Below are 24,523 nucleotides of genomic sequence, written 5' to 3'. Positions count from 1 at the left end.
GGCGCACGCGGGGTTAGTTATGGAGCGAGTAAGGGCCGCTCAGCGGTAGCCGAGGTCGTCGAGGCGCTCGGCGACGGCCGCCGACACCTCACGCTCGCCGCCCGCGCGCATCGCTCGCTCGCGGTAGTCCTCGAGCGGGCCGTCGAAGCGCCGCGCGCTCGCCGGCGGCCGGTCGGCGTCGCCGGGGACGCGGCGCTGCCAGCACGGCCGGTCCGGGTCGATGTCGTAGGCGCTCACGTCGCCGGTGTCGTCCCAGACGACCTTCCGGTCGCCGTCGTAGGTGGCGCGCAGGCCGCGGTCCCAGCGCTCGGGCGCGTCCTCGATCAACTCGTCGTTGCCGGGCGTCGGCCCGACGACTTCCGCGACGACCCGGTCGTCGCTCTCGAACTCGGGTGTCTCGTCGCGTGCGAACCCGCGGACGAGACGGCGGAGCGAGCAGTGCGAGAGTCGTCCGCGTCCCGCGTCGGCCGCGTAGCCCGTCGGCGGGTTGATGACGAGGAACGGGACGTTCAGAATCCCCTCGGAGAGACTCGTGACGTGCCCGAGCGCGCCCCCGTCGGTGGCCGACCCGAGGTTCTCGCCGTGGTCGGCGGTGACGATGACCGTCGTCTCGCGCTCCGTCCGTGCGCGCACGTCGTCGACGAACGCGGCGACCCGCCGGTCGAGGTACTCGATGGCCGCGCCGTACGTCGAGCGATAGCGCTCGAGGCGTGCCTCGACGTCGCCGTCAGCGGTGGCGACCGTACCGGGGTCGAGCGTCGAGCGCCACCCGCGCGGGACGTCGTAGCGCTCGTCGTCGTAGCCGAGCGTGTCGCGGTGGGGCTCGTGGGCCTCCATGAAGTTGCAGAAGCCGACGAACGGTTCGTCCGATGCGTCGGCGAGGTCGCCGAACGCCCGCGTGAGCGTGGCGGCCCCGTCGTCGAACGGCGTCGGCACGCCCGCGAGGAGGCCGGTTTCGACGGACTGGTCGAGCGCGAGACACACGGCGTTCGCGAGACTCGGCAGGGGATTTTCGTGGCTCGCGGCGGCGACGAGCAGGTCGCGATAGCGTCCGAGGCCGGGTTCGGGGTGGTCGTCCACGAACGCGCTCGCGTTGAGGCCGTCGACGAAGCGGTGGTCGCGCGAGACGTCCACGAAGTCGTCGAAGAGCGCGCCGAAGCCGAACGCCGACCCCGCGTAGACGTTCGCGCTCGCGCCGATGGCGCGGTGGTCGGGGAGGTCACCGAAGACGGTGTCCGCGACGTCGAGCGTGTCGAAGCGCGGCGCGTACGTGTGGACGTCGTGTTCGTGGGGGAGGCGGCCGGTGAGCATGGAGGCGTGACTGGGGACGCTCCAGCCGCTCGCGGCGCGACACCCGGGGACGCTGAGGGCCGCGCGCTCGCGGAGGCGGGGCGCAAAGCGCGCGAAGTAGTCCTGCCGGACGGTGTCGAGACAGCAGACGACGACGTTGCGGGACATGGGGGCGGAACGCTCGATGCTGGTCGCGGACGGGCCATTAGTATGGAGTCCCTTACAGGTCCTCAGGCGGTGGCGACGACGACGCGATAGGTGGTGTTCCGATAGCGGACGTGCCCCTCCCGGAGCCCCATCGTCTCGACGGCGTCGTGCGTGACCTCGACGTAGCCGCCCGGAAGCGCGTACTCGAAGACGCGTTGCTGGGCGGGCGTCAGGGCGGCGAAGGCGGTCGTCTCGTCGGCCGGCACCGCCGTCTGGACGGGGACGACGCTGAGACGGACCGCGTCGCCCCCGGTGTTTTCGGGCACCGTCTCCTCGACGTGGAGGGTGGCGGCGCCGGCGCCGAACGCGACGGTGAGAAGAACGAGAAGGACGACGAGCGTCTGACGCTTCACGGGACGACGTCACAGATGCACAGTAAATAGTTGTCCATATGAATTGTCACTTGTGCTGCCATCTCACCCCCACGGCGTCGCGCCGAGGAGCCGGGCCCGCATCCCGCCGTGGACGAGGACGCCCGCACCGTAGACGGCGATGGCGAGGCCGGCGAGCGCGAAGACGCCCGCCGTCGTCGCCTCGACGTGGGGGCGCGCGAGGAGGAGGACGCCCGCGACGGCGCCCGCGACGACGACCTGCCAGCTGACCGCGCGCGCGTCCACGGAGAGCGGGATGGACGAGCGGAGCGCGTGGAGTTGGGCGACGGCGGCGACGGTGGCGGTGGCGAGCGTCGCGACCGCCGCGCCGATGGCGCCGAACTGCGGGACGAGCGCGAGGTTCAGGAGGACGTTCGCGCCGACCGTCACGGCGTTCGTCCAGAACACCGCCTCCGGGCGGTTCACGCCGAAAAGGACGTTCTGCGAGACGTTCTTCACGGCCTGCGCGAGCTGTCCGACGAGCAGGACGAGCAGGACGGCGGCGCCCGCGGAGAAGCCGTAGAGCGCGTGCAGCACCTCGTCCCCGAGGACGGCGGCGCCCGCGACGGCGGGGATGACGAACAGCAGCGAGTAGGTGACGCCGTGGCGGAACGCCGCCGCGACCTTCTCCGTCTCGCCGGCCTCGTGCCAGTTCGTCACGTTCGGCGCGAGCGCGATGCCGATGACGTTCGCGGCGAGCAGCGAGACGAAACTGAGCTTCCACGCCGTCTCGTACGTCCCGACGACGGCCTTACTCGCGAACGCCGCGAGGACGAGCGTGTCCGCCCAGTTGTACGCGAGGTCGCTCGCCTCCATGCCCGCGGTGTACTTCGAGAAGTCGAAGAGGCTGCGGACGGTGGCGAGCGAGGGGAGCGCCGGCGTCGTGTCGAGCAGGCCGAACGCCGTCGCCGAGCGCGTGATGCTCGCGGCGGCGATGCCGTAGACGAGCGCGACGGGCCCGAAGCCCGCGAGGAGGAGGCCGACGCTGACAGCGACGCGGACGAGCTGGCCGGCGAGGCCGACCCACGCGGTGACGGCGACGCGGCGCTCCCCGCGGAGCGCGGAGATGAGCACTTGCGCGCCGAGGTTGACCGCGAGCACGAGCACGAGGAGCGGGACGACCTCGGGCAGGCCGACGTAGTTCACGAGGCGCCGGCCGAAGGCGACGACGCCGACGGTGACGACGCCGAACGGGACGCACGCGAGGGCGAACGCGCCCGTGAGGTAGCGCCCGCGCTCGACGCCGCTCGTCGCCTGACTCATCCGCTTCGTCACCGCGCCGGAGACGCCGAACTCGGAGGTGATGCCGAGGACGGCGACCACCGTCTCGAAGGTGAAGAAGACGCCGAGCGCCGCCGCGCCGAGTTCGCGCGCGTAGTAGACGAGCGCCGCGAAGCCGATGGCTTGCGTGACGATTCGCGAGGCGAACAGCGCGAGACTCGCACCCCCGACGTCGTCGCCGTCGCCGCCGTCACCCATCGCGGCCACCGTCTCCGTCCGCGGCGCTTCCCAGTCCCACGTCCGCGCCGACGAGTCCGTCCATCGTCTCTCGATGTGTTCGGCGTGTAGTTCGTTATATCCGGGATAACGCGCCGAGCGCCCTATCCACTCCATAACTATCCCCGTCGCACTGTTCTTCACCGCCACGATGCGTGTCTGCATGCTCCTCTGGAAGGAGTTCCCCTCGGACGTCCGCGTGGAGAAGGAGGCGCGCGCGCTCCGCGCCGGCGGCCACGACGTCCGCCTGCTCTGCCGGGCGGAACCCGACCGGCCACGTCGCGAGACCGTCGAGGGAATCGACGTCGTGCGCGTCCCGCACGACCCCGACCCGCGGACGCGCTACCCGAAGACGCTGCGCCACCTCCTCACGAACGTCCACCCGACATGGGCGGCCGCCCTCCGCGAGACGGTCACCGACTGGGATCCGGATGCCCTCCACATTCACGACCTGCCGATGGTCCACACGGGCGTCCGGGTGGGCCGCGAGCGTGACGTCCCGGTGGTTGCGGACCTCCACGAGAACTACCCGGAGGCCGTCCGCCAGTGGCGCCGGATGGACACGACGCGGGACGTCCTGACGTCGCTCCCGCGCCTCGGCGAGTACGCCCTCCAGCCGATTCGGCGCTGGAAGCGCATCGAGCGCCGCGCCGTCCACGGCGTCGATGCGGTGTTGACGCCCGCCGTGGAGGGCCGCGAGCACTACGTGGCGGACTGTCGCGCCCCGCCGGGCCGCGTCCACGTCGTCGGGAACACCGTTGACCGCTCGGCGTTCGACGCGCGCGGCTACCGCGAGACGGTCGCTCGTGGCGAGACGCCCGAGCCGCTCGTCGTGAACGGCCTCGACCCCGGCGAGGAGTTCCTCGTCACCTATACGGGGAAGTGGGCGCCCCACCGCGGCCTCGAAGCCGTCGTGGACGCCTTCCCCGCCCTGCTCGAGGAGGTGCCCGAGGCCCGCCTCGTCCTCGTCGGCGCGCCCGGTACCGAGCGCTACGGCGAGCGCTTCCGCGAGCGCATCGAGCGACGCGGCATCGCGGACGCCGTGACGGTCACGGGCTGGGTGGACTTCGAGGACGTCCCTGCATTCGCCGCCGCGAGCGACGTCTGCCTCGTCCCGCACGCCGACACGCCGCACACCGCGACGACGCTCCCGCACAAGCTCTTCCAGTACATGGCGATGGGCGTGCCCGTCCTCGCCTCGGACGTCCCGCCGCTCCAGCGTATCGTCGGCGGCGCGAACGCCGGTGAAGTCGTCGCGGCGGGCGACGCCGCGGACACCGCCGACGCACTGCTCCGGCTCGCCGACGACCCCGAACGCGCCGCCCGCCTCGGGGCGAACGGCCGGGACGCCGTCGACGCCGTCCACAACTGGTCGCGGGACGCCGAGCGCCTGCGCTCGGTCTATGCGGGCCTTTAACTGACGGATAACAAAGCCGGTCTCCGCCGACTCACCGGGTATGCCAGACCAGATTCCGGTCGCACAACCGGCCGTCGACGACGCGATGGTCGAGGCCGCGACGGCGGCGCTGCGCTCCGGACGGCACGTGAAAGGGCCGCGTGCGGAGGCGTTCGAGGCGGCGTTCGCGGAGTTCTGTGGCACCGAGCACGCCGTCGCGGTGAGCAGCGGGACGGCGGCGCTCCTGCTCGCGCTCCGCTCGGCGGGCGTCGGCGCAGGCGACACCGTCCTCGTTCCCGGTCACACCTTCTTCGCCACCGTCAGCCCCGTCCTCAGTCTCGACGCCGAGCCGCAGTTCGTGGACGTCGACCCCGAGACGTACACGATGGACCCGGACGCGCTCGCCATCGCCGCGGCCGACTGCGACCCGGACGCGATTCTCCCCGTCCACCTCTACGGCCAGCCGGCCGCGATGGACACCATCCACACCGTCGCGGACGCCCACGACGCCGTCGTCGTCGAGGACGCCTGCCAGGCCCACGGCGCCACCTACCGCGGTGAGCGTGCCGGCAGCCTCGGCGACGTCGGCTGTTTTAGCTTCTACCCGACGAAGAACATGACCGTCGGCGGCGACGGTGGAATGCTTGTCACCGACGACGGGGATATCGCCGAGTGCGCGCGCCACCTCCGCAACCACGGCCGCGACGCGTCCGGCGAGCACGTCGCGCTCGGGCTGAACTATCGCCTCGACGAGATGGGTGCCGCGGTCGGCCGCGAGCAACTCGCACACCTCCCCGCGTGGAACGCCCGTCGCCGGGAAGTCGCCGCCCACTACCGCGAGCGCCTCGGCGACGTCGAGGCCGTCTCGCTCCCCACGGAGCGCGCGGACGCCGAGCACGTCTACCACCTCTACGTCGCGCAGGTCGATGACCGGCCGGCGTTTCGCGACGCGCTCGACGACCACGGCGTCGACACCGGCGTCCACTACCCGACGCCCGCACACCGCCACGAGGCAGTCCGCGAGCACCTCGACGCGACCCCGGACCTCCCCGCGACGGAGCGTCTCGTCGAGCGCATCGTCTCGCTCCCGATGCATCCCGGCCTCGGCGACGCCGAGGTCGAGCGAGTCTGCGCGGCGGTCCGCGAGCACTACGGGGTGGCACGGTGAAGTACGCCGTCGTCGGGACGGGCTACTGGGGCGAGAACCACGTCCGCGTCGCCACCGAACTCCGCGACGACCCGGACAGTCCCGTGGACGGCGTCGTCGTCTGCGACGTCGACGAGCGCCGCGCCGCGTCCATCGCCGACCAGTTCGGCCTCGACTACGTGACGGACACTGCCGACCTCGCGGCTATGGGCGTCGATGCCGCCACCGTCGCCACGCCGTCGCCGACGCACGAGCCCGTCGCGACCGACCTCCTCGCGGACGGCCTCGACCTCCTCGTGGAGAAACCGCTCGCGCTCGACGGCGAGACCGCGTGGCGCATCGTCGATGCTGCCGACCGCCACGACCGGACGCTCGGCGTCGGGCACATCTTCCGCTTCCACCCCGCGCTCCGCGAACTGAAGCATCGCATCGAGCGCGGCGACCTCGGGGACTTGCGCTACCTCTCCTCGAACCGCTTCGCCTTCCGCGTCCCCCGACAGACCGCTGGCGCGCTCCACTCGCTCGCCGTCCACGACGTCGACGTCTACCGCTACCTCCTCGGCCGCGACCCCACCGAGGTGAGCGCGCGCCTCGACTCCTTCGTCCGCGACGACGTGGACGAGACGGCAACGCTCCTCCTCGGGTACGGCGACGTCACCGGCCACGTCAGCGTCTCCTGGCACGTCCCCGTCTTCGGGAAGGAACGCCACCTCGTCGCCGTCGGCTCCGAGCGCACCGCGTACGTCGACTACCTCCAGGACACCACCCTCGAAATCTACGACTCGCGTTTCTACCGCGACGACGGCGCCGTCCGCCGGCGTGACGAGGGCGAGCAGGTCCACGAACTCCCGCAGCGCGAACCGCTGAAGGCCGAAGTCGCGGAGTTCGTCGATGCCGCGCGCGGCGACGCGACGTTCAGCGCGCCCGGCGAAGTGGGTGCGCGCGCCGTCGATCTGCTGGACGCCGCGCAAGCCGCCGACAAACGCGGTGCCGGTATCGACCTCTGAGGGGCGACCCCCGCCCCAGCGCAACGCGACGTTTATCCTTCCGGACGCGCTACTGAAAGTATGACTTACGATACCGTCGTCTTCGACAACGACGGTGTCCTCGTCGGTCGCACGCGATTCGACGTCCTCCACGACGCCGCCGCGGAGACGTTCGCGCAGTTCGGCGTGACCGACCCGGACCCCGACCACGTCGAGGACATGGCCGTCGGCGCGACCCCCGAACGGGTCGACGCCGTCTGCACCGCCTACGACCTCGACCCGGAGACCTTCTGGCGCACGCGCGACCGGACGCTCTCCGGCGCCCAGCAGGAGGAGGCGCGCGCGGGCCGCAAGACGCCCTACGACGACGTGGAGACGCTCGCGGACCTCGAGGCCGACATCGGCATCGTCAGCTCGAACCAGCAGGAGACGGTGGACTTCCTCGTTGAGCACTTCGACCTCTCGGACCTCTTCGACACCGCCTACGGCCGCGAGGAGACCATCGAGAGCCTCGACCTCCGCAAGCCGAACCCCCACTACATCGAGCGCGCGCTCGCCGACCTCGACGCGGAGTCCGCGCTCTTCGTCGGCGACAACGAGTCGGACATCAAGGCCGCCGAGAACGCCGGTATCGACTCGGCGTTCATCCGCCGGCCCCATCGCGACAGCTGGGACCTGAACGTCTGGCCGACCTGGGACATCGACTCGCTCGACGACCTCCACGACATCGTTACGCCCTGACACGCCGTCTCGGTGCGTCGTTGCACGCCGCCGCGGAGACGCGTCGCCCAGTCGCGACGCCGTTCGCTCAGTCGCCGTGACGCCCGGTCGTGAGATGGACCTTCCGCCCGTCGAGACGCGTGTAGGCGGGTTCGTGTGGGGGGAAGTCGAGCGCGCGAATCCGGTCGTAGACGGCGTCGGCGTGCGCGGGGTCGCCGAGGCGCTCGGCCGGAATCTCCTTCGTGCCGTCGAGGCTGTCCTTGCTGTAGAAGTAGCGTGGACCGTCGAAGGCCGTCTGCGGGGTGCGCGCGTCCGCGACGCGGCGCTCGACGAGGAGTGGGAGGGCGTCCTCGAACAGTTCGATGGAGGCTTCGGTCGTCTTCTCGTAGAGCGAGCGCGAGGTGTCGTCCTCGGTGATGTCCACGAAGCTCCGCGCGACGACGTCGCCGGCGTCGACGTCCTCCGCCATCACGTGGAAGGTCGTCCCGTACTGCCAGTAGTCGTCCTCGCGGGCGTTCATGATGGCGTGGCTGAAGACGTTGCTCCCGCGATACCGGGGCAGTTCGGCCTGATGGAGGTTGAGCGCCGCCTCGTCGGGATGGTCGAGGAGTTCGGGACCGAGGACGTTCGTGTGGTAGACGCTGAGGAGGTAGTCGATGTCGTAGTCGAGGACCTCAGCCTCGCGGGCGAGTGGGAGGACGGGACAGTCGAGGTGGGATTCGGCGTACTCGCGAACGGAGGCGTCCCACCACGTGTCGGCGTCGGCCGCGTAGGTGACGACGAGGTCGACCGAGACGTCCTCGTGGGCGCGGAGTCGGTCGAGGCAGGCGACGCCGAGGTCGTGGCTTCCGAAGAACGCGATGCGAATCATACCTCCGAGAACCAGCGAGACGCCCGTTGTTATGCGCTCGCTAGGCGTCAAGGCCGGCGACGGTTTCGGCGTGCCCCCGGCGCTCGGCGAGCGCGACGATGACGTCCGTGAGGTTCACGAGGTCCGCGACGTAGTCGTCGCGACGCGCCGCCCAGCGCTCGGTGGTTTCGGGGTCGTTGAGGAGCGACACGGCGGTCTCGACGGCGCGCTCTGGGTCGGCGACGTTGCGGACGAGGCCGGCGTCCGCGAGTTCGTGGAAGTTCCCCATGTCGTCGTCGCCGACGAAGGAATTCGAACGGACCGCGGGCGTCCCGAGGAGTGCGGCCTCCGTGACGACGGTCTGGGTGTCCGCGACGAGCAGGTCGGCTTCCGCGAGCGCATCGTGGAGGCGTGCGGGCGCGACATCGAAGCGCCGCGCGGGGAGGTCGGCGAGGTCAAGATCGCCGCCCTCGTCCGAGACGAGCACGGTCGCGCGCTCGCCGAGGCGTCGGAGGAGGTCGCGACGGCGCTCGGCGGGAATGCCGGACTCGCCGACGTCGTGGTGGGCGCCGAAGCCGTTGAAGCGGACGATGGCGAAGCGCTCGTCCGATTCGAGGCCGAGGTCCTCGCGGACGGACGGGTCGGCCTCGAAGACCTCCGGGTGGAGGTAGGCACACTCCTTGAACCCCTGAAACCGGTAGTGGTTCGCGCCGAGGTCCTTCCGGAAGGCGCGCGGGGAGACGAGCGAGCGCGCGAGCCGCCCGGAGATGGCGTGGTCGATGGGGTCGGGTTCGGAGTCGACGACGATCGCCGACGGCGTCCCCGTGAGGCGTCCGGTGACGGTGGCGAACAGGCCCATCCCGAAGACGAGGTCGGGGTCGAACGCCGTCGCGGCGCGATACATCCGGAGGGCGTGCTTCGGGAGTTCGCGCGCGAGCGAGAACTGGGAGTGTGACACCTCGCCGTAGAGCTGGTAGGGGAGGTCGTGGTAGTCGAGGAGCGCGGTCGTACAGCCGTAGTCGCGCGCGAAGACGCGGACGTCGTGGCCGGCGTCGTCGAGGCGCTCGACGGCGTTCCGGTAGAGGTGGACGTGCGCCGGAGTGTTGGTGAAGAACGCGAGGCGCATGTGCGCTGAGCGAGGGACGCACACCCTATTGTAAGGCGTCACCTACCCGCTACGCCTTGCGTTCGCGCCACCATTCGACGGCGGCGTCGGCGTGCGCGGCGAGCGGCGCGGGGTCGTAGCCGAGGTCGCGGCGCGCCCGCGTGGAGTCGCAGAACAGCGTCTCGGTCGCGAGGCGGGCCATCCGCCGGTTTACGGGGAAGAAGCGCGTGCCGAGCGCGGCGTTGACGGCACCCGCAACGGGGCCGGCGGCGCGCACGAGTCGCGGTGGCAGGACGACGCTCGGCGGGTCGGCGTCGGCGGCGTCCGCGAGCACAGTGAGCGCCTCCTCATAGGTGAGGTTCTCGCCGCCGAGGAGGTAGTGTGCGCCGCGACGCCCGCCGCGCATCGCCGCGACGGTGCCCGCGACGACGTCCTCGACGCCGACGAAGCTCACGCCGCCCGGGAGCGAGAACGGTAGTGAGCCGGTGACGGCGCCGAGCAGGCGGCCGGTGAAGCGCTCGTCGCCCGGTCCGACCACCGACGAGGGATGGACGGTCACGGCGTCCCCGCCGGCCGCGACGTACTCGGCGACGAGGGTCTCCGCGGTGTGTTTCGCCTCCTGGTAGGCGCCGACGGGCCGGGCGAGGTCCGCCTCCGTCGCGGGCGTCCGTCCGGGTGCGCGTCGCGTTCCCGCCGTGCTCGCGAACACCACGCGCCCCGCGTCGTGCTCGCGACAGGCGTCGAGGGCGTTCCGGGTGCCCATCACGGTCACCGACCGCACGGTGTCGGGGTCGGCGTCGGCGAGGCCGACGCCGGCGAAGTGATAGACGTCCTCGTGTGCCGCGACGGCCTCCGCGACGGCGTCGGCGTCGCGCACGTCCCCCGTGTGCCAGTCGGCCACGACGCCCGCGAGCGCGTCTGGGGGATCGGCGCGACGGCTGAGGACGCCGACGCGACAGCCGTCCGCGGCGAGGCGCTCGCAGAGGTGCCGGCCGATGAATCCCGTTCCGCCCGTCACGAGGACGTCGTCGGTCATCGCTCGCCCTCCGTCGCGTCACGCTGGAACTGCGGCGGCACCGCATCGCCGACGAAACGCGCGTACGCCCGATAGCACGCCGCGAGCACGTCGCCCGTCGCGGCCGACGCGGGTGCCTCGTCCGTGACGGCCCGGTCGAGCGCGCCCGGCGCCATCCCCTCGACCGTCGGGGTCGCGGCGCCGTCGGGTGGCGTCGCGTTGAGAGCGTCCGCGGCGATGGCGTCGAGCGCCCGCCCGTCCGTGCTCGCGGCGACGACACCGGACTCGTGGGCGTCCGCGCCGAGCGTGTACGTCGCGTCGAGTATCGCGAGCGCGGGCGACACCGTCGTCCGTGCGAGCGCCCGCGAGTCGTGGCCGAGTGCGCGCGCACAGAGCGCGCCCACGCCGGCGATACCGCTCCCGTCGCCGCCGTCGTCCCGCCGGAGCGTCGGGAGTGCGACGACGCTGTCCTCGACGAGCGGTGCGGGCACGGCGACGCGCTCACTGGCGCCGTCCGGCGTGACCGTGTGCGTCGGGGCATCGGCGAGCGAGACGACGGGCATGTCGTGGCGCGCGGCGACGCGCTCGACGCCGACGAACCGGGCCGCGCGGGCGTCGGTGACGCCGACGCGGACGTCGTGGCCGGCGGCGTCGAGGTGGGTCAGCACGGCGTCGAGGACGACGGGGTTCGTCACCGCGCCCGTCGTCGGGTGGTAGGGATGGTGGGTGTCCGGGACGACGAGCACGCGCCCGCCGAGCGTCGGCGCCGTCGCGTCGAGGAGCGTCTCGATGGCTGTCTCGGGTGGGTCGTCAGCGTCCGCGACGCGCCGGGCGTGGACCGTCATCACGTTCACTCACCCCGTGGGCGCGTCGGTGTGCGCTCCCGCGTGCTCGGGTCCGGTGCGTGCGGCCAGTCGCCGTCGCCCGCGTCGTAGGCGGCCTCCACCAGTTCGACCGCGCGGAGACCGTCGATGCCGCTGACGGGTGGGTGCTCGCCGACCCGGACCGCGCGGACGAACGACCGGAGCGCCTCGAAGTGCGCCCGGTAGTAGTAGGTGGGCGTGAACGGCTCGGGGTCGCGACCGGTGAGGTGTCGCGCGACGTTCCCGACGGCTTCGCGCGCGGCGTGCCGTATCTGGTCGTCGGGCGCGTGGTCGGCGCGCCGGCCCGTCCCGGCGACGCCGTCGAGGCGGACGTCGAGCGTGACGTCCTCTGGGTCCTCGCGCTGGAAGAATCCGCAGTCGAGTGTTGCCGTCGTCCCCGCCTCGGTGCTGGTGACGACGGTGGCGGTGTCCTCGTAGGGGACGTCGAGTTGGCGGCTGAACGTCGCATGCTCCACCTCGACGTCGCCGAAGAACCACCGCAGGACGTCGAAGAGGTGGACGCCGAGGTCCATGAGCGCGCCGCCGCCCGTCGCGTCCGGGTCGAGTTTCCACGCGGACGGCTCGCTGCCGTCGGGCGGCGACCCGAACGGGCCGTCGTTGACGCGGGTGGCGCGACAGATGGGGACGTGGCCGAACGCGCCGTCGTCGTAGCGGCGCTTGAGCTCGCGCATCGCCGGCATGTAGCGCAGCGTGTGGTCGACGCCGACGGCGACGCCCGCATCGCGGGCGGCGTCGAGGATTCGCTCGCCGGCAGCGCTCGTCGGAGCGAGCGGTTTTTCGACGAAGACGTGGCAGTCGTGGTCGGCGGCGGCGATGGCGGCGTCCGCGTGCAAAAACGGCGGGAGTGCGACGACGGCGACATCGATCGCCTCCTCGGCGAGGAGCGCCTCGTAGTCGGCGTAGGTCGCACAGCCGCAGCATTCGCGGGCGCGCTCGCGGTTCCCCGCTATCTGGTCGGCCACTGCGCGGACGTGCGCTCCGGTCATCGCGTGCACGGACTCGACGTGGACCGTGCCGATGTGGCCGGCGCCGAGGACGGCGACCGCTGTCGGTTCGGGCATGCCACGTCGTACCTCTGTGCGACCCTTAGTTACGGACCGACAAACCCAGACACGGGCCGGACTGTCGAGAGTGACGGTGTCGCATGGCCCCCCATATATTTCTCCCTTCAAGTCGATATGTTCCGCTATGAGAGAATCCGTGGGGTGGAGACGGTACGCCGGGACCGGGGTGTTAGTGCTTATCGGCCTCCTCACGCTCGTTGTCCCGCTGTACGACATCTGGACGGACGTATTCACGCCGCCGCGGACGACGGTCGCGTCCACGCTCGCCGAGAACGCCCTCCCAGCGACGCTCGCACTCGTTCTGCTGGTTGGGACGGCGGAATTCGTCCGTCGCGACTGGGACGGCCTCGAAGTCTATCGCGTCGGCGGTTGGACCGCGCTCACCGCCGCCATCGCCACCGTCCTGATGGTGCTCATCGTCGGGATTCAGGTCGCCATTCAGGACCACCTGAAGTTGCACATCATCGCCGCGAATGCCGTCATCGTCGCGGCGCTCGCCGGGTTCGGAATCGGCGTCAACGACGTCAAGAAACACCGCGAGCGCGCGTCGCTGGAGACCGAGCGCGACCACCTCGCCGCGCTCTATGAGCACACGACGGACGCCATCGTCACGTTCGGCCTCGCCGGCGAGGACCCCAAGGTGACGGACACCAACCGCTCCTTCGAGGCGCTCGACGTCGGCGGCCCGCGACGCCTCCTCGACGCGCTCCGGCCCGTCGACGGGGCCGCACTCGACCGCACGATTCTCGACTACGTGCGCGCCGAGGACCGCCTCGACGTCGAGGCGATGCTGCCCGGCGAGGACGGCGACGACGCCCAGTACTTCCGGGTGCGCGTCGTCCCGACGAACAACCAGCACACCTACCTCCTCCTCACGGACATCACCGAGCAGAAGGAACGCGAACACCTGCTGGAGGAGCGCCGTGACCGGCTCGAACGCGAGAAGACGGCGCGCGAGACCGAACTCGAGGAGCGAACCGACCAACTCGAGTTCCTCCACAGCCTCCTGCGCCACGACGTCCAGAACGGCGTCCTCGTCATCCGCTCGCGCGCCGAGTTCATCGCCGAGCGCGTCGAGGACCCGCTCCGCGAGTACGCCGAGACGATTGCCTCGCGCAGCACCGACATCAGCGACCAGATCGACCGGATGCGCATCACGCTCGACACGCTGACGAGCGACTCGTGGCCGCGCGAGCCGGTTCCGCTCTCGATACTCCGGGAGCGCGTTGCGGCGCTCCACGACGCCTACACCGACGTCGACGTCGCAATCGAGGGCGACCTGCCCGAAACCGCGGTCGCCGCCGACGAGATGCTCACGGACGTCCTGGACAACCTCTTGCACAACGCTGTTGAGCACAACGACGACGGCGAGCCGACGGTGCGCGTCGGCGCCGCGACCGACGACGACCCCGACGTCCCCGAGGGTCGCGTCCGCATCACTATCGCCGACGACGGCCCTGGCATTCCCGCGGAGAAACACGATGAGGTGTTCCGCCGCGGCGTCTCCAGCGCGAACGAGGGCGGCGACAGCGGGTCGGGCTTCGGGCTGTTCTTCGTCGATTCGATGATAGACGCCTACGGCGGCGAAGTCTGGATCGAACCGAACGACCCCACCGGGACGCGCTTCGTCATCGAGCTCGACGAGGCGGACGCCGCGCGGTCGGACGACGACTGACGCCGGGCGACGGGACGATTTTTCCCGGCCGTCGCCGTACTGTCACGCGATATGGACATCGACGACATCCATCCGGACGCCCGCGCGGTCCTCGAACGCCGGCGGTCGCTCGGACTGGGGCCGCTGCACGAGCTGGGCGTTCGCCGCGTTCGCTTCCTCCAGCGTCTCACCGAGGCGATGGGCGGCACGTCCGGTCCCGCCGTCGCCGCGACGACCGACATGCGGGTGCCCGGCCCCGACGGCGACATCGACGTGCGCGCCTACCGGCCGGAGGGCGACGGCCCCTATCCGACCGTCGTCTTCTTCCACGGTGGGGGCTTCGTCTTCGGGAGCATCGAGACCCACGACGCGCTCTGTCGCGCGCTCGCGACCGAGAGCGACAGCGTCGTCCTCTCCGTCGACTACCGGCTCGCACCCGAGGACCCGTTCCCGGCGGCCGTCGAGGACGCCTACGCCGCCACTGCGTGGGCAGCCGACAACCCCGAGAAACTCCGCTCGACGGGCGAGTTGTCGGTCGTGGGTGACAGCGCCGGCGGGACGCTCGCCGCCGTCGTCGCGCTCATGGCCGCCGAACGCGAGGCGGGTATCGAGCGCGAGGGCGTCACCGTCGAGACGGACGTCGTCCCCGACATCGACCGGCAGGCACTCCTCTATCCGGGCGTCGGCGTCGCGGAGGGTCAGGAATCCGTCGAGGAGTTCGGGGGACTCGTGCTCACGCAGGACGACCTCGAGTGGTTCCGCGACTGCTACTACGGCGACGAGGCGACCCAGCGCCACCCCTACGCGGACCCGATTCACGCCGACGACTTCGCGGGCGTCGCGCCCGCGACGGTGCTCACCGCCGGCTTCGACCCGCTCCGGGACGGTGGACGCGCGTACGCGGCGAAACTCGTCGGCGACGGCGTCGACACGACCTTCGAGGAGTTCGACGACATGATTCACGGCTTCGCGACCGAAATCGGGCGTATCGAGCGCGCACAGGAGGCCGTCGAGTTCGTCGCCGCCGACCTGCCCTGACGCGGCGAACAGACTGAAGTGTCGGACAGCGGAAGGGTCCCGCGTGATGGTTCCTCCCACGCTGACTCCGAACTCCCCCCAGTCGGCTACCTCCTCCAGTCCGGCTCTCGCCCGCGAGGCGGCGACATGACCGCCACCCGGCGCGCCGTCTGTCTCGTCCTCCTCCTCGTCGCCGCGCCCGCCGTCGGCGGTGTCGGCGTCGCGGCGAACGAGACCGCGACGACGTCGGCGAACGGGACGACCAGCGAGACGACCAACGCGTCTTCCGACTCGGCCGCGCCCGTCGAGACGGACGCCGCACCGCCGCTGAACGGCTCGAATGGGACGACGCGCACGCCGCAGGTCGCGCCGGGACTCACGTCCCCGCTGGCGTCGGCGACGTCGGCGAGCGAGCGCGTCACCGTCGTTCTGGAGACGCGGACGGACGCTGCGCCGGCCGTCACGAGGGCGGTGCGGAACGCGGGCGGCGCGGTGTCGACGACGGTCACGGGCCGTGTGCAGGCCACTCTGCCGCGCGGCGCGCTCGCGGGGCTCGCGGCGCGCCCCGACGTGACGTACGTCCGGCGGCCGGTCTATCCCGAGGCGACGAGCGCGGCGGGCGGGCAGGGCCGCGTCGTCTCCGACGCGCTCGACAACATGAACGTGAGCGCGCTCCACCGGAACGGCATCACCGGGACGAACACCACCGTCGCGGTGGTCGGCCTCCGGTTCAACGCGAGCAACCCCGAAATCGCGGGACAGGTCGCGACGACGAAGTCCTTCGGGTCGGGCGAGTTCGACGCCACCGGGACCCACGGCACGGCCGTCGCTGAACTCGTCGTCGACACGGCGCCGAACGCCACCGTCCTGCTCGTGGACGTCGACACCGGGACGGACTTCGCGCGCGCCGCCGAGTGGATTGCGAGCGAGACGGACGCGGACGTCGCCGTCGCCTCGCTCGGCATCAAGTCCGGACCGTTCAACGGGCAGACGGCGCTCGGGCGCGGCATCCGCGCTGGCGTCCGGAACGGCACGCAGTGGGTTATTTCGGCGGGGAACGCCGGGAACTTCGGCCACCTGAACACGACGTGGCGGGACGGCGACGGCGACCGATGGCTCAACTTCACCGGCCAGGACGAGACGGCGACCATCCGGTCCGCGAGCGGGCGCGTCAGCGTCACGCTCAACTGGAACGACTGGCCGTATTCGAGCGACGACTACGACGCCTACCTGCAGGCGTGGAACGGGAGCGCGTGGACGACCGTCGCGTCCTCCACGCGCCTCCAGACCGGCTCACAGCCCCCGTACGAGACACTGCGCGCGTCCGGCTACTCGAAGTATCGCCTGTTCGTCCGCGATGCCGGCGCGTCCGGGAGCGACGCGTTCAACGTCTTCCTCAGTGACGGCTCCCGGTTCACGGAACACGGTGACCGCCTGCAGAGCATCACGCGGCCCGCCGTCGTCGACGCCGCGCTCTCCGTCGGCGCGGTGCGCGAGTCCACGAACGCCCTCGAGGCGTTCTCCTCGCGCGGCCCGACGGTGGACGGCGTGCTGAAACCAGAGTTGCTCGCGCCCGACCGCGTGGACACCACGGCCTACGACACCCACACGTTCCCGGGGACGTCCGCCGCCGCGCCGCACGCCGCGGGCGTCGTCGCCCTCCTCGTGGACGCGAGCGACGATCACCTCGGCCCGGCTGCCCTCCGCGAACGCCTGCTCACGTCGGCGTGGCAACTCCACGCGGCCGCGCCGAACAACCGCACCGGCTACGGCCTCGTCGACGCCGAGGGCGCGGTGGACGCGCTCTCGACGGTCTACCGCGAGCATTGCGCGGTCGTCGATGCGGGCGGGCGGACCGTCCTGACGGGTAACGCGACGGCGGCGAACGGCACCTGTATGCGCGTCACGGGCGACGACGTGGCGCTTCGGGGGAACGGCCACCGCGTCGCCACGACGGGCGGTGACGCGGTCCGCGTTGTCGGCGCGGGGAACGTCACCGTCACGAACGCCACGCTCGCCGGCGCGCTCGGTGTGAACGCGACGGGGAGCGTCGTCCGCGTCCGGAACGTCACGTTCGAGACGACGACGGCCGCCGTTCGCGTGGGCGATGGTGCACGCCTGAACGCGGGCGGCCTCGCTGTCGCGAACACCACCGTCGCGGCGGCCGGACAGGGCTTCCTGCTGGCGAACGCCACCGCGCCGAACGTGACGCTCCCCGGTGGGAGCGCACCCTATCTCCGGGTGGCGCCTGCCGGCAGCGACGCCGCTGACGGCAATCTCGGTCTCGGCGTCCGCTACGCCGAGGCCGACGTCGGGAACGAGTCGCGCCTGCGTCTCTGGCACTACGACGGCGCGCGCTGGCGCGTCCTCGACGGGACGGTGCATTCCGAGGCGAACGCGGTAACGGCGCGCCTCTCACCGCGCACGGGCGTTGTCACCGTCCACACGACGCCGACGGCGGCTGTCACGCCCGCGTCGCTCGACTTCGGCGACGTCGCCGTCGGCAAGAACGCGACGCGGAACGTGATGCTCACGAACACCGGGAACGCGCCGCTCTCTGTCGAGAACGTCACGGCGACGCAGCCGGCCTACACGGTGACGGCGACGCCGAACGGCACGCTCAGCCCGGGCGAGAACGCCACCATCGGCGTCCGCTTCGCGCCGACGGCCTCGGGGGCGGCGAACGCGACGCTCACCGTGGCGTACAACGGGCCGGGCGCGAACGCGACGGCGACGCTCACCGGAACGGGCGTCGGCCCCGAGGCGACGATTCGACCGACGAGCCACGACTTCGGGACGACGACGCACGACACGAGCGAACGCGCGACGGTCACGGTCGCGAACACCGGGAACCGGCCGCTGAACGTCTCGAACGCGACGCTCGTCCCTGCACGGCAGAACGCGACGGCGACGCCCGCCTACGCGCTCGCGAACGACTCGACACCAACGGTGCTCGCGCCCGGCGCGAACGCGACGCTTGCGGTACTGTTCACACCTGAGCGTGTCGGCCCGGCGAACGCGACCCTCCGCCTCGCGCACAACGCCACCGGGAGTCCGGCGCGCGTCGGCCTCTCGGGGCGGCTGCCGAACGTGACGGTCACGTCCGCGTCGCTCGACTTCGGACGAATCGGCGCGAACGAGACGTCGACGCGGACGGTGACGCTCGTGAACAACCGCGAGCGCGACCTGACGCTCGACGAACTCGCCACTGGTGGTGAGGGATTCGGTCTCGCCGCGCTCCCGAACCGCACGCTCGCGGCGGGCGAGCGCCTCACGCTGAACGTGACGTTCGATGCCGACGCGCTCGGCACCTACACAGGGACGCTTCGCCTCTCCGGCGCCGCCAACGGCCGTGACGTGCCCATTCGCGACGTCCGGCTGGTCGGCGAGCGCGTGGACGAGACGGCGCCCACGGTGTCGAACGTCACCGCGTGGGCGAACGCGAGCGACCTCACGGTCGGGCTGACGAGCACGGAGGCGCTCGCGACGCTCACCGTGACGCTCACCGGCCCGGAGAACGCGACCCTCACGCGTGACGACTTCACCGTCGCGGACGGACGCTACACTGCGACACACGCGAACGCGAGTGCCGGCACCTACACTGTGACGCTCCGGACGGCCGCCGACGCGGCCGGGAACGACGGCGTCGCGACCCGAACTCGGACCGTCACCGTCGAGCGCACCGACACGACCACCACGAGTGACGGGACCGAAAGCACGGGCGACACTGGCGGCACCGGCGGCGGTAGCGGGTTCGTCGGTGGCGCCGGCGGTGGTGGCCTCGGCGGTGGTGCCGTCGCGCCGAGTCCGTCCCCGTCCGAGGACCCGACCGTCTCGACGACGGACACCGCGGCGGGCGTGAACGCCACGGTGTACAACGCGACGGCCACGCAGCCGCTCGCACTGAACTTCAGCGCCGACGCGGCCGCCTCCGACGCCGTCGCGGTTCGGGCGCTCGTCCTCTCGCTCACGCCGAGCGCCGACGACACGGTTCGCGTCTCTGTGGGCGACCCGGCCGCGAGCGCGCCGGACTCGACGCCGGCCCTCGCGGGTGCACGGAGCTACTTCACGGTCACGACGCGCTCGCTCTCCGAGGAGGCCGTCGAGTCCGCCCGAATTCGCGTCCGCGCCGGTGACGCGCTCCGCGCGGCACCCGGGTCGGTGACGCTCTACCACTACCACGACGGCGCGTGGCGGCCGCTCGACACGGCGCGTCTCCGTGCGGGTGTCTACACGGCTGAAACGCCCGGCTTCTCGGCGTTCGCTGTTGCGTCGACGCGTCAGACGGCTGTTCGGAACGTCTCCGTCGCCCGAACGACGGTGCAGGCCGGCGACCCGCTCTCCGTGCGCGCCACCGTCGTGAACCGGGGGGCGTCGGCGGCGAACCGGACGCTCACCGTCACGGCGAACGGAAGCGTCGTCGCCGAGCGCCGCGTCTCGCTCGCCGCGAACGAGTCCCAGCGCGTCACACTCACCGTCTCCTTCCTCCAGTCCGGAACCTACGCCCTGTCCGTCGAGGGGACTGCGGCCGGAACCGTCCGCGTACGCGGGAACGCGACGACGAACGACACGTCGTCAGCGAGGCCGCCGAACGCGAGCGACGCCGGCGACACCGACCCGTCGACGACGAGCGGGGGGTCGCCGGGCTTCGGGCCGGCCGCGGCCCTTCTTGGGGTCGTGCTTGCGGCGCTCGCGGCCGTTCGGCGCCGACGCCGCTAACCCCTCCCGTCTCCCGCTACAGTCCCGTTCGCGCGCGGAGGCGGAGCATCGCCGCGATGCCGACGAGCGGGCCGACGGCGAGCGGGGCGAACGCCCACCGCCAGCCGACGGCGTCCTGAACGAGCGGGAGGAGTTGGATGGAGACGGTGGTGAGGAGGAAGCCGACGGCCGTCTGGAGCGTGAGCGCGGAGCCGACGTAGCTCTCCTCGGCGAGTTCGGAGACTGCGGCGGAGAACTGCGCGGAGTCCGCGACGATGACGAGCCCCCAGACGAGGACGAACGGGGCGACGACGGCGAGCGGCGCGGCGTAGACGAGGCCGGCGAGGACACAGGCCGCGCCGGAGACGGCCATCGAGACGCTCGTAATGAGCGAGCGCCCCCAGCGGTCGGCGGCCGACCCGGCGAGCCACGCGCCGACGCCGCCGACGGCGATGGTGGCGAAGGCGAGGTAGGCGGCGACGCGTGCGGCGTCCGGCGTCCCGCCCGCGGCGAGGCTCGCACCGAGGTAGACCGGAATCCACGTCCAGACGGCGTAGAGCTCCCACATGTGCCCGAAGTAGCCGAGGTTCGCGAACACGACGTCGCGGTCGGTGACGATGCGCCGTATCGCGCCGGGGTCGAACGGCGCGCTCGACGGCTGGTGTGGGCCGTCCTCGTAGGCGAGGACGAGCACGCCGCCGAGCGCGGCGAGCGCGGCCGTCCCGTAGAGCACCTGGTTCGGGTCGCCGAGGCCGCTGACCGCGCGGAGGAGGTGTGGGGACGCGGAGCCGACGGTGAGCGCGCCGACGAGGACGCCGATGGCGAGCCCGCGGCCCTCGTCGAACCACGCCGCCATCATCTTCATCCCAGTCGGGTAGACGCCGGCGAGCGCGACACCGGTGACGAAGCGGAGCGCGATGGCGGGCAGGCCGCTCGTGACGAACCCGGCGATGACGGCCGTCGCCGCGGCGCCGAGGAACGCTGAGGCCGAGAAGAGCACGCGCGGCCGGACGACGTCCGCGAGCGTGAGCGACGCGGAGACGAGCGCGCCGACGACGAAACCGACCTGTACGGCGTTCGTCAGCCACGCCGTCTCGACGGGGCTGAGCGCCCACGCCGCCGCGAGTTCTGGGGCGACGGCGCTCCCGCTGAACCAGAGCGTCATCGCGAACAGCTCGGCGACGCCGACGAGCGCGAGCGCGCGCCACTTGCTGTCGAACGACTGCATCGACTATGCCCCTGTCTCACACACGGATGCATGAGTGTTCGGGTCGTGACGCCGTCGCGCGCTTCTCGGTGACCAACGCTTATACTGTCGGGCTTTGAGTCGGCGGATATGGCACCGGAGATTACCAAGATAGAGAGCACCGAGTTCGCCTACGAGTTGGAGGACGTCGGGACGGACGAGCACGGCTTCAACCTCGTCTACGAGCCCGGCGAGACCACCGAGCGCAAGCTCTTCGCCGTGAAGATTCACACGGACGAAGGCATTACGGGCGAGTACGTCGGGGGGAACTCCCCGGGCGCCGCCCAGTACAACCTCGTCGCGAACTACCTTGTCGGGAAGAACCCCTTGGAGCGTGAGAAACACTGGTCGGAGCTGAAGCGCGCGCTCCGCAAGTACGACCGGATGGGTATCGGCCCGATGGACATCGCGCTCTGGGACTTCGCCGGGAAGTACTACGACGCGCCGATTCACGAACTGCTGGGCACGTATCGGACGAAAATCCCCGCCTATGCCTCGACCTATCACGGCGACGAGAACGGCGGCCTCGATTCGCCCGAGGCGTTCGCCGAGTTCGCCGAGGAGTGTGCGGACATGGGCTACGAGGGCTTCAAGATTCACGGCTGGGGCGGCGGCGACCACGCCCGCGACCTCCAGCGCGAAATCGACGCCGTGCACGCCGTCGGTGAGGCCGTCGGCGATCGGATGGACCTGATGCACGACCCCGCCTGCGAACTCGAGACGTTCGCGGACGCGCTCAAACTCGGGCGCGCGCTCGACGAGCAGAACTTCTACTGGTACGAGGACCCGTTCCGCGACGCCGGCATCAGCCAGCACGCCCACCGGAAGCTCCGCCAGAAACTCGACACGCCCATCCTGCAGACCGAGCACATCCGCGGCCTCGAAATCAAGTCCGACTTCGCGGCGAGCGAGTCCACGGACTTCCTGCGCGCCGACCCCGAGTACGACGGCGGCATCACGGGCGCGATGAAGGTCGCGAACGTCGCGGAGGGCTTCGGCATCGACGTCGAGTTCCACGCGCCCGGCCCCGCCCAGCGCCAGTGCATCGCCGCGACGCGGAACACGAACTACTACGAGATGGCGCTCGTCCACCCGGAGGCCGCGAACACCACGCCGCCGGTCTACGAGGAGTACGACGACCAGCTCGACTCCATCGACGATGACGGGATGGTCGAGATTCCGGACGGCCCCGGCCTCGGCGTCACCTACGACTGGGACTACATCGAGAACAACGCCACCGGCTCCGTCCACGTCTACGAGTAACCCCGGGGCCGTAACGCTAACCCGTCTCCACACCAACACTTCCTTTCGGAGGCTGACACATCGACAGGTCGGCGCTGTCCGCCGATCTCGTGACGGCCACTCGTTATCGCGTCGGACTACAACTACCGTCGTCGACTGTCCGCACAGTCACGACTCGTCCACATGACTGCACGTCAACGATACCCACGACGAATCGCGTACGCATGAGTGAGCGCGACGACACCACGGAGGACATTGAGGGCCTCCAGAGCGAGTTCTTCCACCCCGAATCGGAGCGCGAACCCGGCGACACGAACATCCAGAAGTGGGGCTTCGATGTCCACCCCGTCGTCTTCCCCGTCGCCCTCCTCCTCATCGGGGCGTTCGTCGCCGCGACGCTCCTCCTCGGCAGTCGAGCGAGCACCGCCTACATGGCCGTCCGCGAGTTCTTCGAGGGGAACTTCGGCTGGTTCTACCTCCTCGCCGTCAACGTCTTCATCGCCGCCCTGCTCTTCTTCGCGTTCAGCAAGTACGGGAAGATACGCATCGGCGGCGTTGAGGCCGAACCGGAGTTCAGCGACTTCTCCTGGATGTCGATGCTGTTCAGCGCCGGCATGGGTATCGGCCTGATGTTCTACAGCGTCTCCGAGCCGCTCTACTACTTCACGAACGTCCCCGGGTTCTTCGACGCCCAGGCGAAGACGGGTGCGGCCGGCGCGGCGGCGCTCGCACAGACGTTCTTCCACTGGGGGCTCCACCCGTGGGCCATCTACGGCCTCGTCGGCCTCGGCCTCGCGTTCTTCTCGTTCAACCGCGGCCTCCCGTTGACGTTCCGCTCGATTTTCTGGCCGCTCCTCGGTGAGCGCATCTACCGCTGGCCCGGCCACGTCATCGACCTCGTGACGGTGTTCGCGACGCTGTTCGGCCTCGCGACGTCGCTCGGCCTCGGCGTCGCCCAAATCAACACCGGCCTCTCCTACATCCTCGGGGACGTCCTCGGCGTCGTGAGCATCCCGACCGGCGTGGTGACACAGATACTCCTCATCGCCGCCATCACCGGCATCGCCACCGTCTCCGTCGCCGCCGGCCTCGAAGGCGGCGTGAAGCGCCTGAGCAACCTGAACGTCTACCTCATGTTCGCGCTGATGGGTTTCCTGTTGCTCGTCGGTCCCACCGTCTCCGTCCTCGGCGCGTGGGTGCAGGGCCTCGGCGCCTACCTCGGCAACCTCGCGTCGCTCGCGTTCTTCACGGGCGTCCTCGGCGCCGGCCAGGACACCGTCCACGCGTGGACGGTCTTCTACTGGGCGTGGTGGATCGCGTGGTCGCCGTTCGTCGGGATGTTCATCGCGCGCATCTCACGCGGCCGCACCGTCCGCGAGTTCGTTGTCGGCGTCCTCGTCATCCCGTCGCTCTTCTCGACCATCTGGCTCTCCGTCTTCGGTGGGAGCGCGTTGCTCAACGCGCTCCGTGGGAACGGCGCCGCCCTCCAGCTCTACCAGGAAGCCGGGCAGACAGTGGCGATGTTCGCCCTCCTCAACCAGTTCCCGCTCGGCGCCGTCTCGGGTCTGCTCGCCGTCACGCTCGTCGTGACGTTCTTCGTGACCTCCTCCGACTCGGGGTCGCTCGTCGTCGACCACCTCACCTCCGGCGGGAAGCACGACGTCCCGAAAGCCCAGCGCGTCTTCTGGGCCGTCATCGAGGGCACCGTCGCCGCGCTCCTTCTCTACGGCGGCGGCCTCAACGCCCTCCAGACCGCCGCCATCGCTACTGGCTTCCCGTTCGCCATCATCCTCGTCGTGATGTGTTACACGGTGTATCTCGGCCTCGACAACGAGTACGAGATTCTCCAGTCCGAGCGCTTCGCCGAGCGCGTCGAAGCGCTCACCGGCGAGGACGTCGACGTCGACACCACGCGCACCGAAGTCGTCACGGACATCAGCGAAACGCCGGAGAGCGCCGACGACTGATGGCCCGGAACGCCCTCGCGACGCTCGCCGCCGCCTGCATCGTCGCGCTGTTCGCCGTCGCACTCACCGCGATGACCGTGGGGCGCCTCCGCGTCGCCGGCCTCATCTTCCTCAGCGCGAGCGTCCTCATCTATTTCCGCGAAACCCATCTCGTCGCGGGGTGAGGG

At 71.0% G+C, this 24,523-nt stretch carries 19 protein-coding genes; 10 read left to right on the top strand and 9 right to left on the bottom strand.

The window, feature by feature from the left end; genetic code table 11:
* Nucleotides 1-39 precede the first annotated feature (39 nt).
* The 3 genes from ACQUS8_RS13765 to ACQUS8_RS13755 form a co-directional block, all read right to left on the bottom strand.
* Nucleotides 40-1,458, bottom strand: a complete 1,419-nt coding sequence (locus tag ACQUS8_RS13765; protein WP_435102072.1) for a sulfatase-like hydrolase/transferase — start codon at nt 1,456-1,458, stop codon at nt 40-42.
* Nucleotides 1,459-1,520: 62 nt separating this feature from the next.
* Entirely contained in the window at nt 1,521-1,850 is a 330-nt protein-coding gene (locus ACQUS8_RS13760; RefSeq protein WP_435102070.1) for a hypothetical protein, read from the bottom strand.
* Between the two features lie 63 nt (nt 1,851-1,913).
* On the bottom strand, nt 1,914-3,482 hold the full coding sequence (locus ACQUS8_RS13755; RefSeq protein ID WP_435102068.1) for an oligosaccharide flippase family protein: 1,569 nt from the start codon (nt 3,480-3,482) through the stop codon (nt 1,914-1,916).
* 34 nt (nt 3,483-3,516) lie between these two features.
* Between ACQUS8_RS13755 and ACQUS8_RS13750 the strand changes: the two genes are divergently transcribed.
* Genes ACQUS8_RS13750 through ACQUS8_RS13735 form a run of 4 tightly spaced genes read left to right on the top strand, consistent with a single transcriptional unit; the run spans nt 3,517 to nt 7,635 of the window.
* Nucleotides 3,517-4,782 carry a glycosyltransferase family 4 protein gene (locus ACQUS8_RS13750; RefSeq protein WP_435102066.1) on the top strand — a complete coding sequence of 422 codons (1,266 nt, stop codon included), beginning with the start codon at nt 3,517-3,519 and terminating at the stop codon, nt 4,780-4,782.
* Between the two features lie 40 nt (nt 4,783-4,822).
* Nucleotides 4,823-5,929, top strand: a complete 1,107-nt coding sequence (locus tag ACQUS8_RS13745; RefSeq protein ID WP_435102064.1) for a DegT/DnrJ/EryC1/StrS family aminotransferase — start codon at nt 4,823-4,825, stop codon at nt 5,927-5,929.
* Complete coding sequence (locus ACQUS8_RS13740) at nt 5,926-6,915, top strand: Gfo/Idh/MocA family protein (protein WP_435102062.1); 990 nt, start codon at nt 5,926-5,928, stop codon at nt 6,913-6,915. Before ACQUS8_RS13745 ends, ACQUS8_RS13740 begins: the two co-directional genes overlap by 4 nt.
* Nucleotides 6,916-6,975: 60 nt before the next feature.
* Nucleotides 6,976-7,635: an HAD family hydrolase gene (locus ACQUS8_RS13735; protein ID WP_435102060.1), complete on the top strand. Its 660-nt coding sequence runs from the start codon at nt 6,976-6,978 to the stop codon at nt 7,633-7,635.
* Nucleotides 7,636-7,702: 67 nt separating this feature from the next.
* On the opposite strand, the gene ACQUS8_RS13730 is transcribed toward ACQUS8_RS13735, so the two are convergent.
* The 5 genes from ACQUS8_RS13730 to ACQUS8_RS13710 are packed head-to-tail and all read right to left on the bottom strand — an operon-like array spanning nt 7,703 to nt 12,529.
* Nucleotides 7,703-8,485: a methionyl-tRNA formyltransferase gene (locus ACQUS8_RS13730; RefSeq protein WP_435102058.1), complete on the bottom strand. Its 783-nt coding sequence runs from the start codon at nt 8,483-8,485 to the stop codon at nt 7,703-7,705.
* A 40-nt stretch (nt 8,486-8,525) separates the two neighbouring features.
* Nucleotides 8,526-9,590 carry a hypothetical protein gene (locus ACQUS8_RS13725; protein WP_435102056.1) on the bottom strand — a complete coding sequence of 355 codons (1,065 nt, stop codon included), beginning with the start codon at nt 9,588-9,590 and terminating at the stop codon, nt 8,526-8,528.
* Between the two features lie 49 nt (nt 9,591-9,639).
* Complete coding sequence (locus ACQUS8_RS13720; RefSeq protein ID WP_435102054.1) at nt 9,640-10,605, bottom strand: SDR family NAD(P)-dependent oxidoreductase; 966 nt, start codon at nt 10,603-10,605, stop codon at nt 9,640-9,642.
* Nucleotides 10,602-11,429, bottom strand: a complete 828-nt coding sequence (locus ACQUS8_RS13715; RefSeq protein ID WP_435102052.1) for a DUF362 domain-containing protein — start codon at nt 11,427-11,429, stop codon at nt 10,602-10,604. The genes ACQUS8_RS13720 and ACQUS8_RS13715 overlap by 4 nt, the downstream gene beginning before the upstream one ends.
* A gap of 5 nt (nt 11,430-11,434) precedes the next feature.
* Complete coding sequence (locus ACQUS8_RS13710) at nt 11,435-12,529, bottom strand: Gfo/Idh/MocA family protein (protein WP_435102050.1); 1,095 nt, start codon at nt 12,527-12,529, stop codon at nt 11,435-11,437.
* Between the two features lie 127 nt (nt 12,530-12,656).
* Here ACQUS8_RS13710 and ACQUS8_RS13705 point away from each other — a divergent pair, with 127 nt between their 5' ends.
* From ACQUS8_RS13705 to ACQUS8_RS13695, 3 genes are all read left to right on the top strand, one after another.
* Nucleotides 12,657-14,207, top strand: a complete 1,551-nt coding sequence (locus ACQUS8_RS13705) for a PAS domain-containing sensor histidine kinase (protein ID WP_435102049.1) — start codon at nt 12,657-12,659, stop codon at nt 14,205-14,207.
* A 51-nt stretch (nt 14,208-14,258) separates the two neighbouring features.
* The gene (locus tag ACQUS8_RS13700; RefSeq protein ID WP_435102047.1) at nt 14,259-15,224 is read left to right on the top strand and encodes an alpha/beta hydrolase; all 966 of its coding nucleotides are present in this window, start codon (nt 14,259-14,261) and stop codon (nt 15,222-15,224) included.
* A gap of 126 nt (nt 15,225-15,350) precedes the next feature.
* The gene (locus ACQUS8_RS13695; RefSeq protein ID WP_435102045.1) at nt 15,351-19,922 is read left to right on the top strand and encodes a choice-of-anchor D domain-containing protein; all 4,572 of its coding nucleotides are present in this window, start codon (nt 15,351-15,353) and stop codon (nt 19,920-19,922) included.
* 16 nt (nt 19,923-19,938) lie between these two features.
* Here ACQUS8_RS13695 and ACQUS8_RS13690 read toward each other — a convergent pair whose 3' ends face one another.
* The gene (locus ACQUS8_RS13690) at nt 19,939-21,129 is read right to left on the bottom strand and encodes an MFS transporter (RefSeq protein ID WP_435102043.1); all 1,191 of its coding nucleotides are present in this window, start codon (nt 21,127-21,129) and stop codon (nt 19,939-19,941) included.
* Nucleotides 21,130-21,237: 108 nt separating this feature from the next.
* Between ACQUS8_RS13690 and ACQUS8_RS13685 the strand changes: the two genes are divergently transcribed.
* The 3 genes from ACQUS8_RS13685 (at nt 21,238) to ACQUS8_RS13675 (ending at nt 24,520) form a co-directional block, all read left to right on the top strand.
* Entirely contained in the window at nt 21,238-22,410 is a 1,173-nt protein-coding gene (locus tag ACQUS8_RS13685) for an enolase C-terminal domain-like protein (protein ID WP_435102041.1), read from the top strand.
* 203 nt (nt 22,411-22,613) lie between these two features.
* A complete protein-coding gene (locus ACQUS8_RS13680) occupies nt 22,614-24,356 on the top strand; it encodes a BCCT family transporter (protein ID WP_435102039.1) in 1,743 nt (580 codons plus the stop codon).
* Nucleotides 24,356-24,520, top strand: coding sequence for a hypothetical protein (locus tag ACQUS8_RS13675; protein ID WP_435102037.1), 165 nt, complete (start codon nt 24,356-24,358; stop codon nt 24,518-24,520). Before ACQUS8_RS13680 ends, ACQUS8_RS13675 begins: the two co-directional genes overlap by 1 nt.
* Nucleotides 24,521-24,523: the final 3 nt, after the last annotated feature.

Origin of the sequence: Halarchaeum sp. P4, assembly GCF_051195175.1 — an archaeon.
Taxonomy (GTDB): domain Archaea; phylum Halobacteriota; class Halobacteria; order Halobacteriales; family Halobacteriaceae; genus Halarchaeum.
This window is presented reverse-complemented; position numbering and strand designations above follow the sequence as displayed.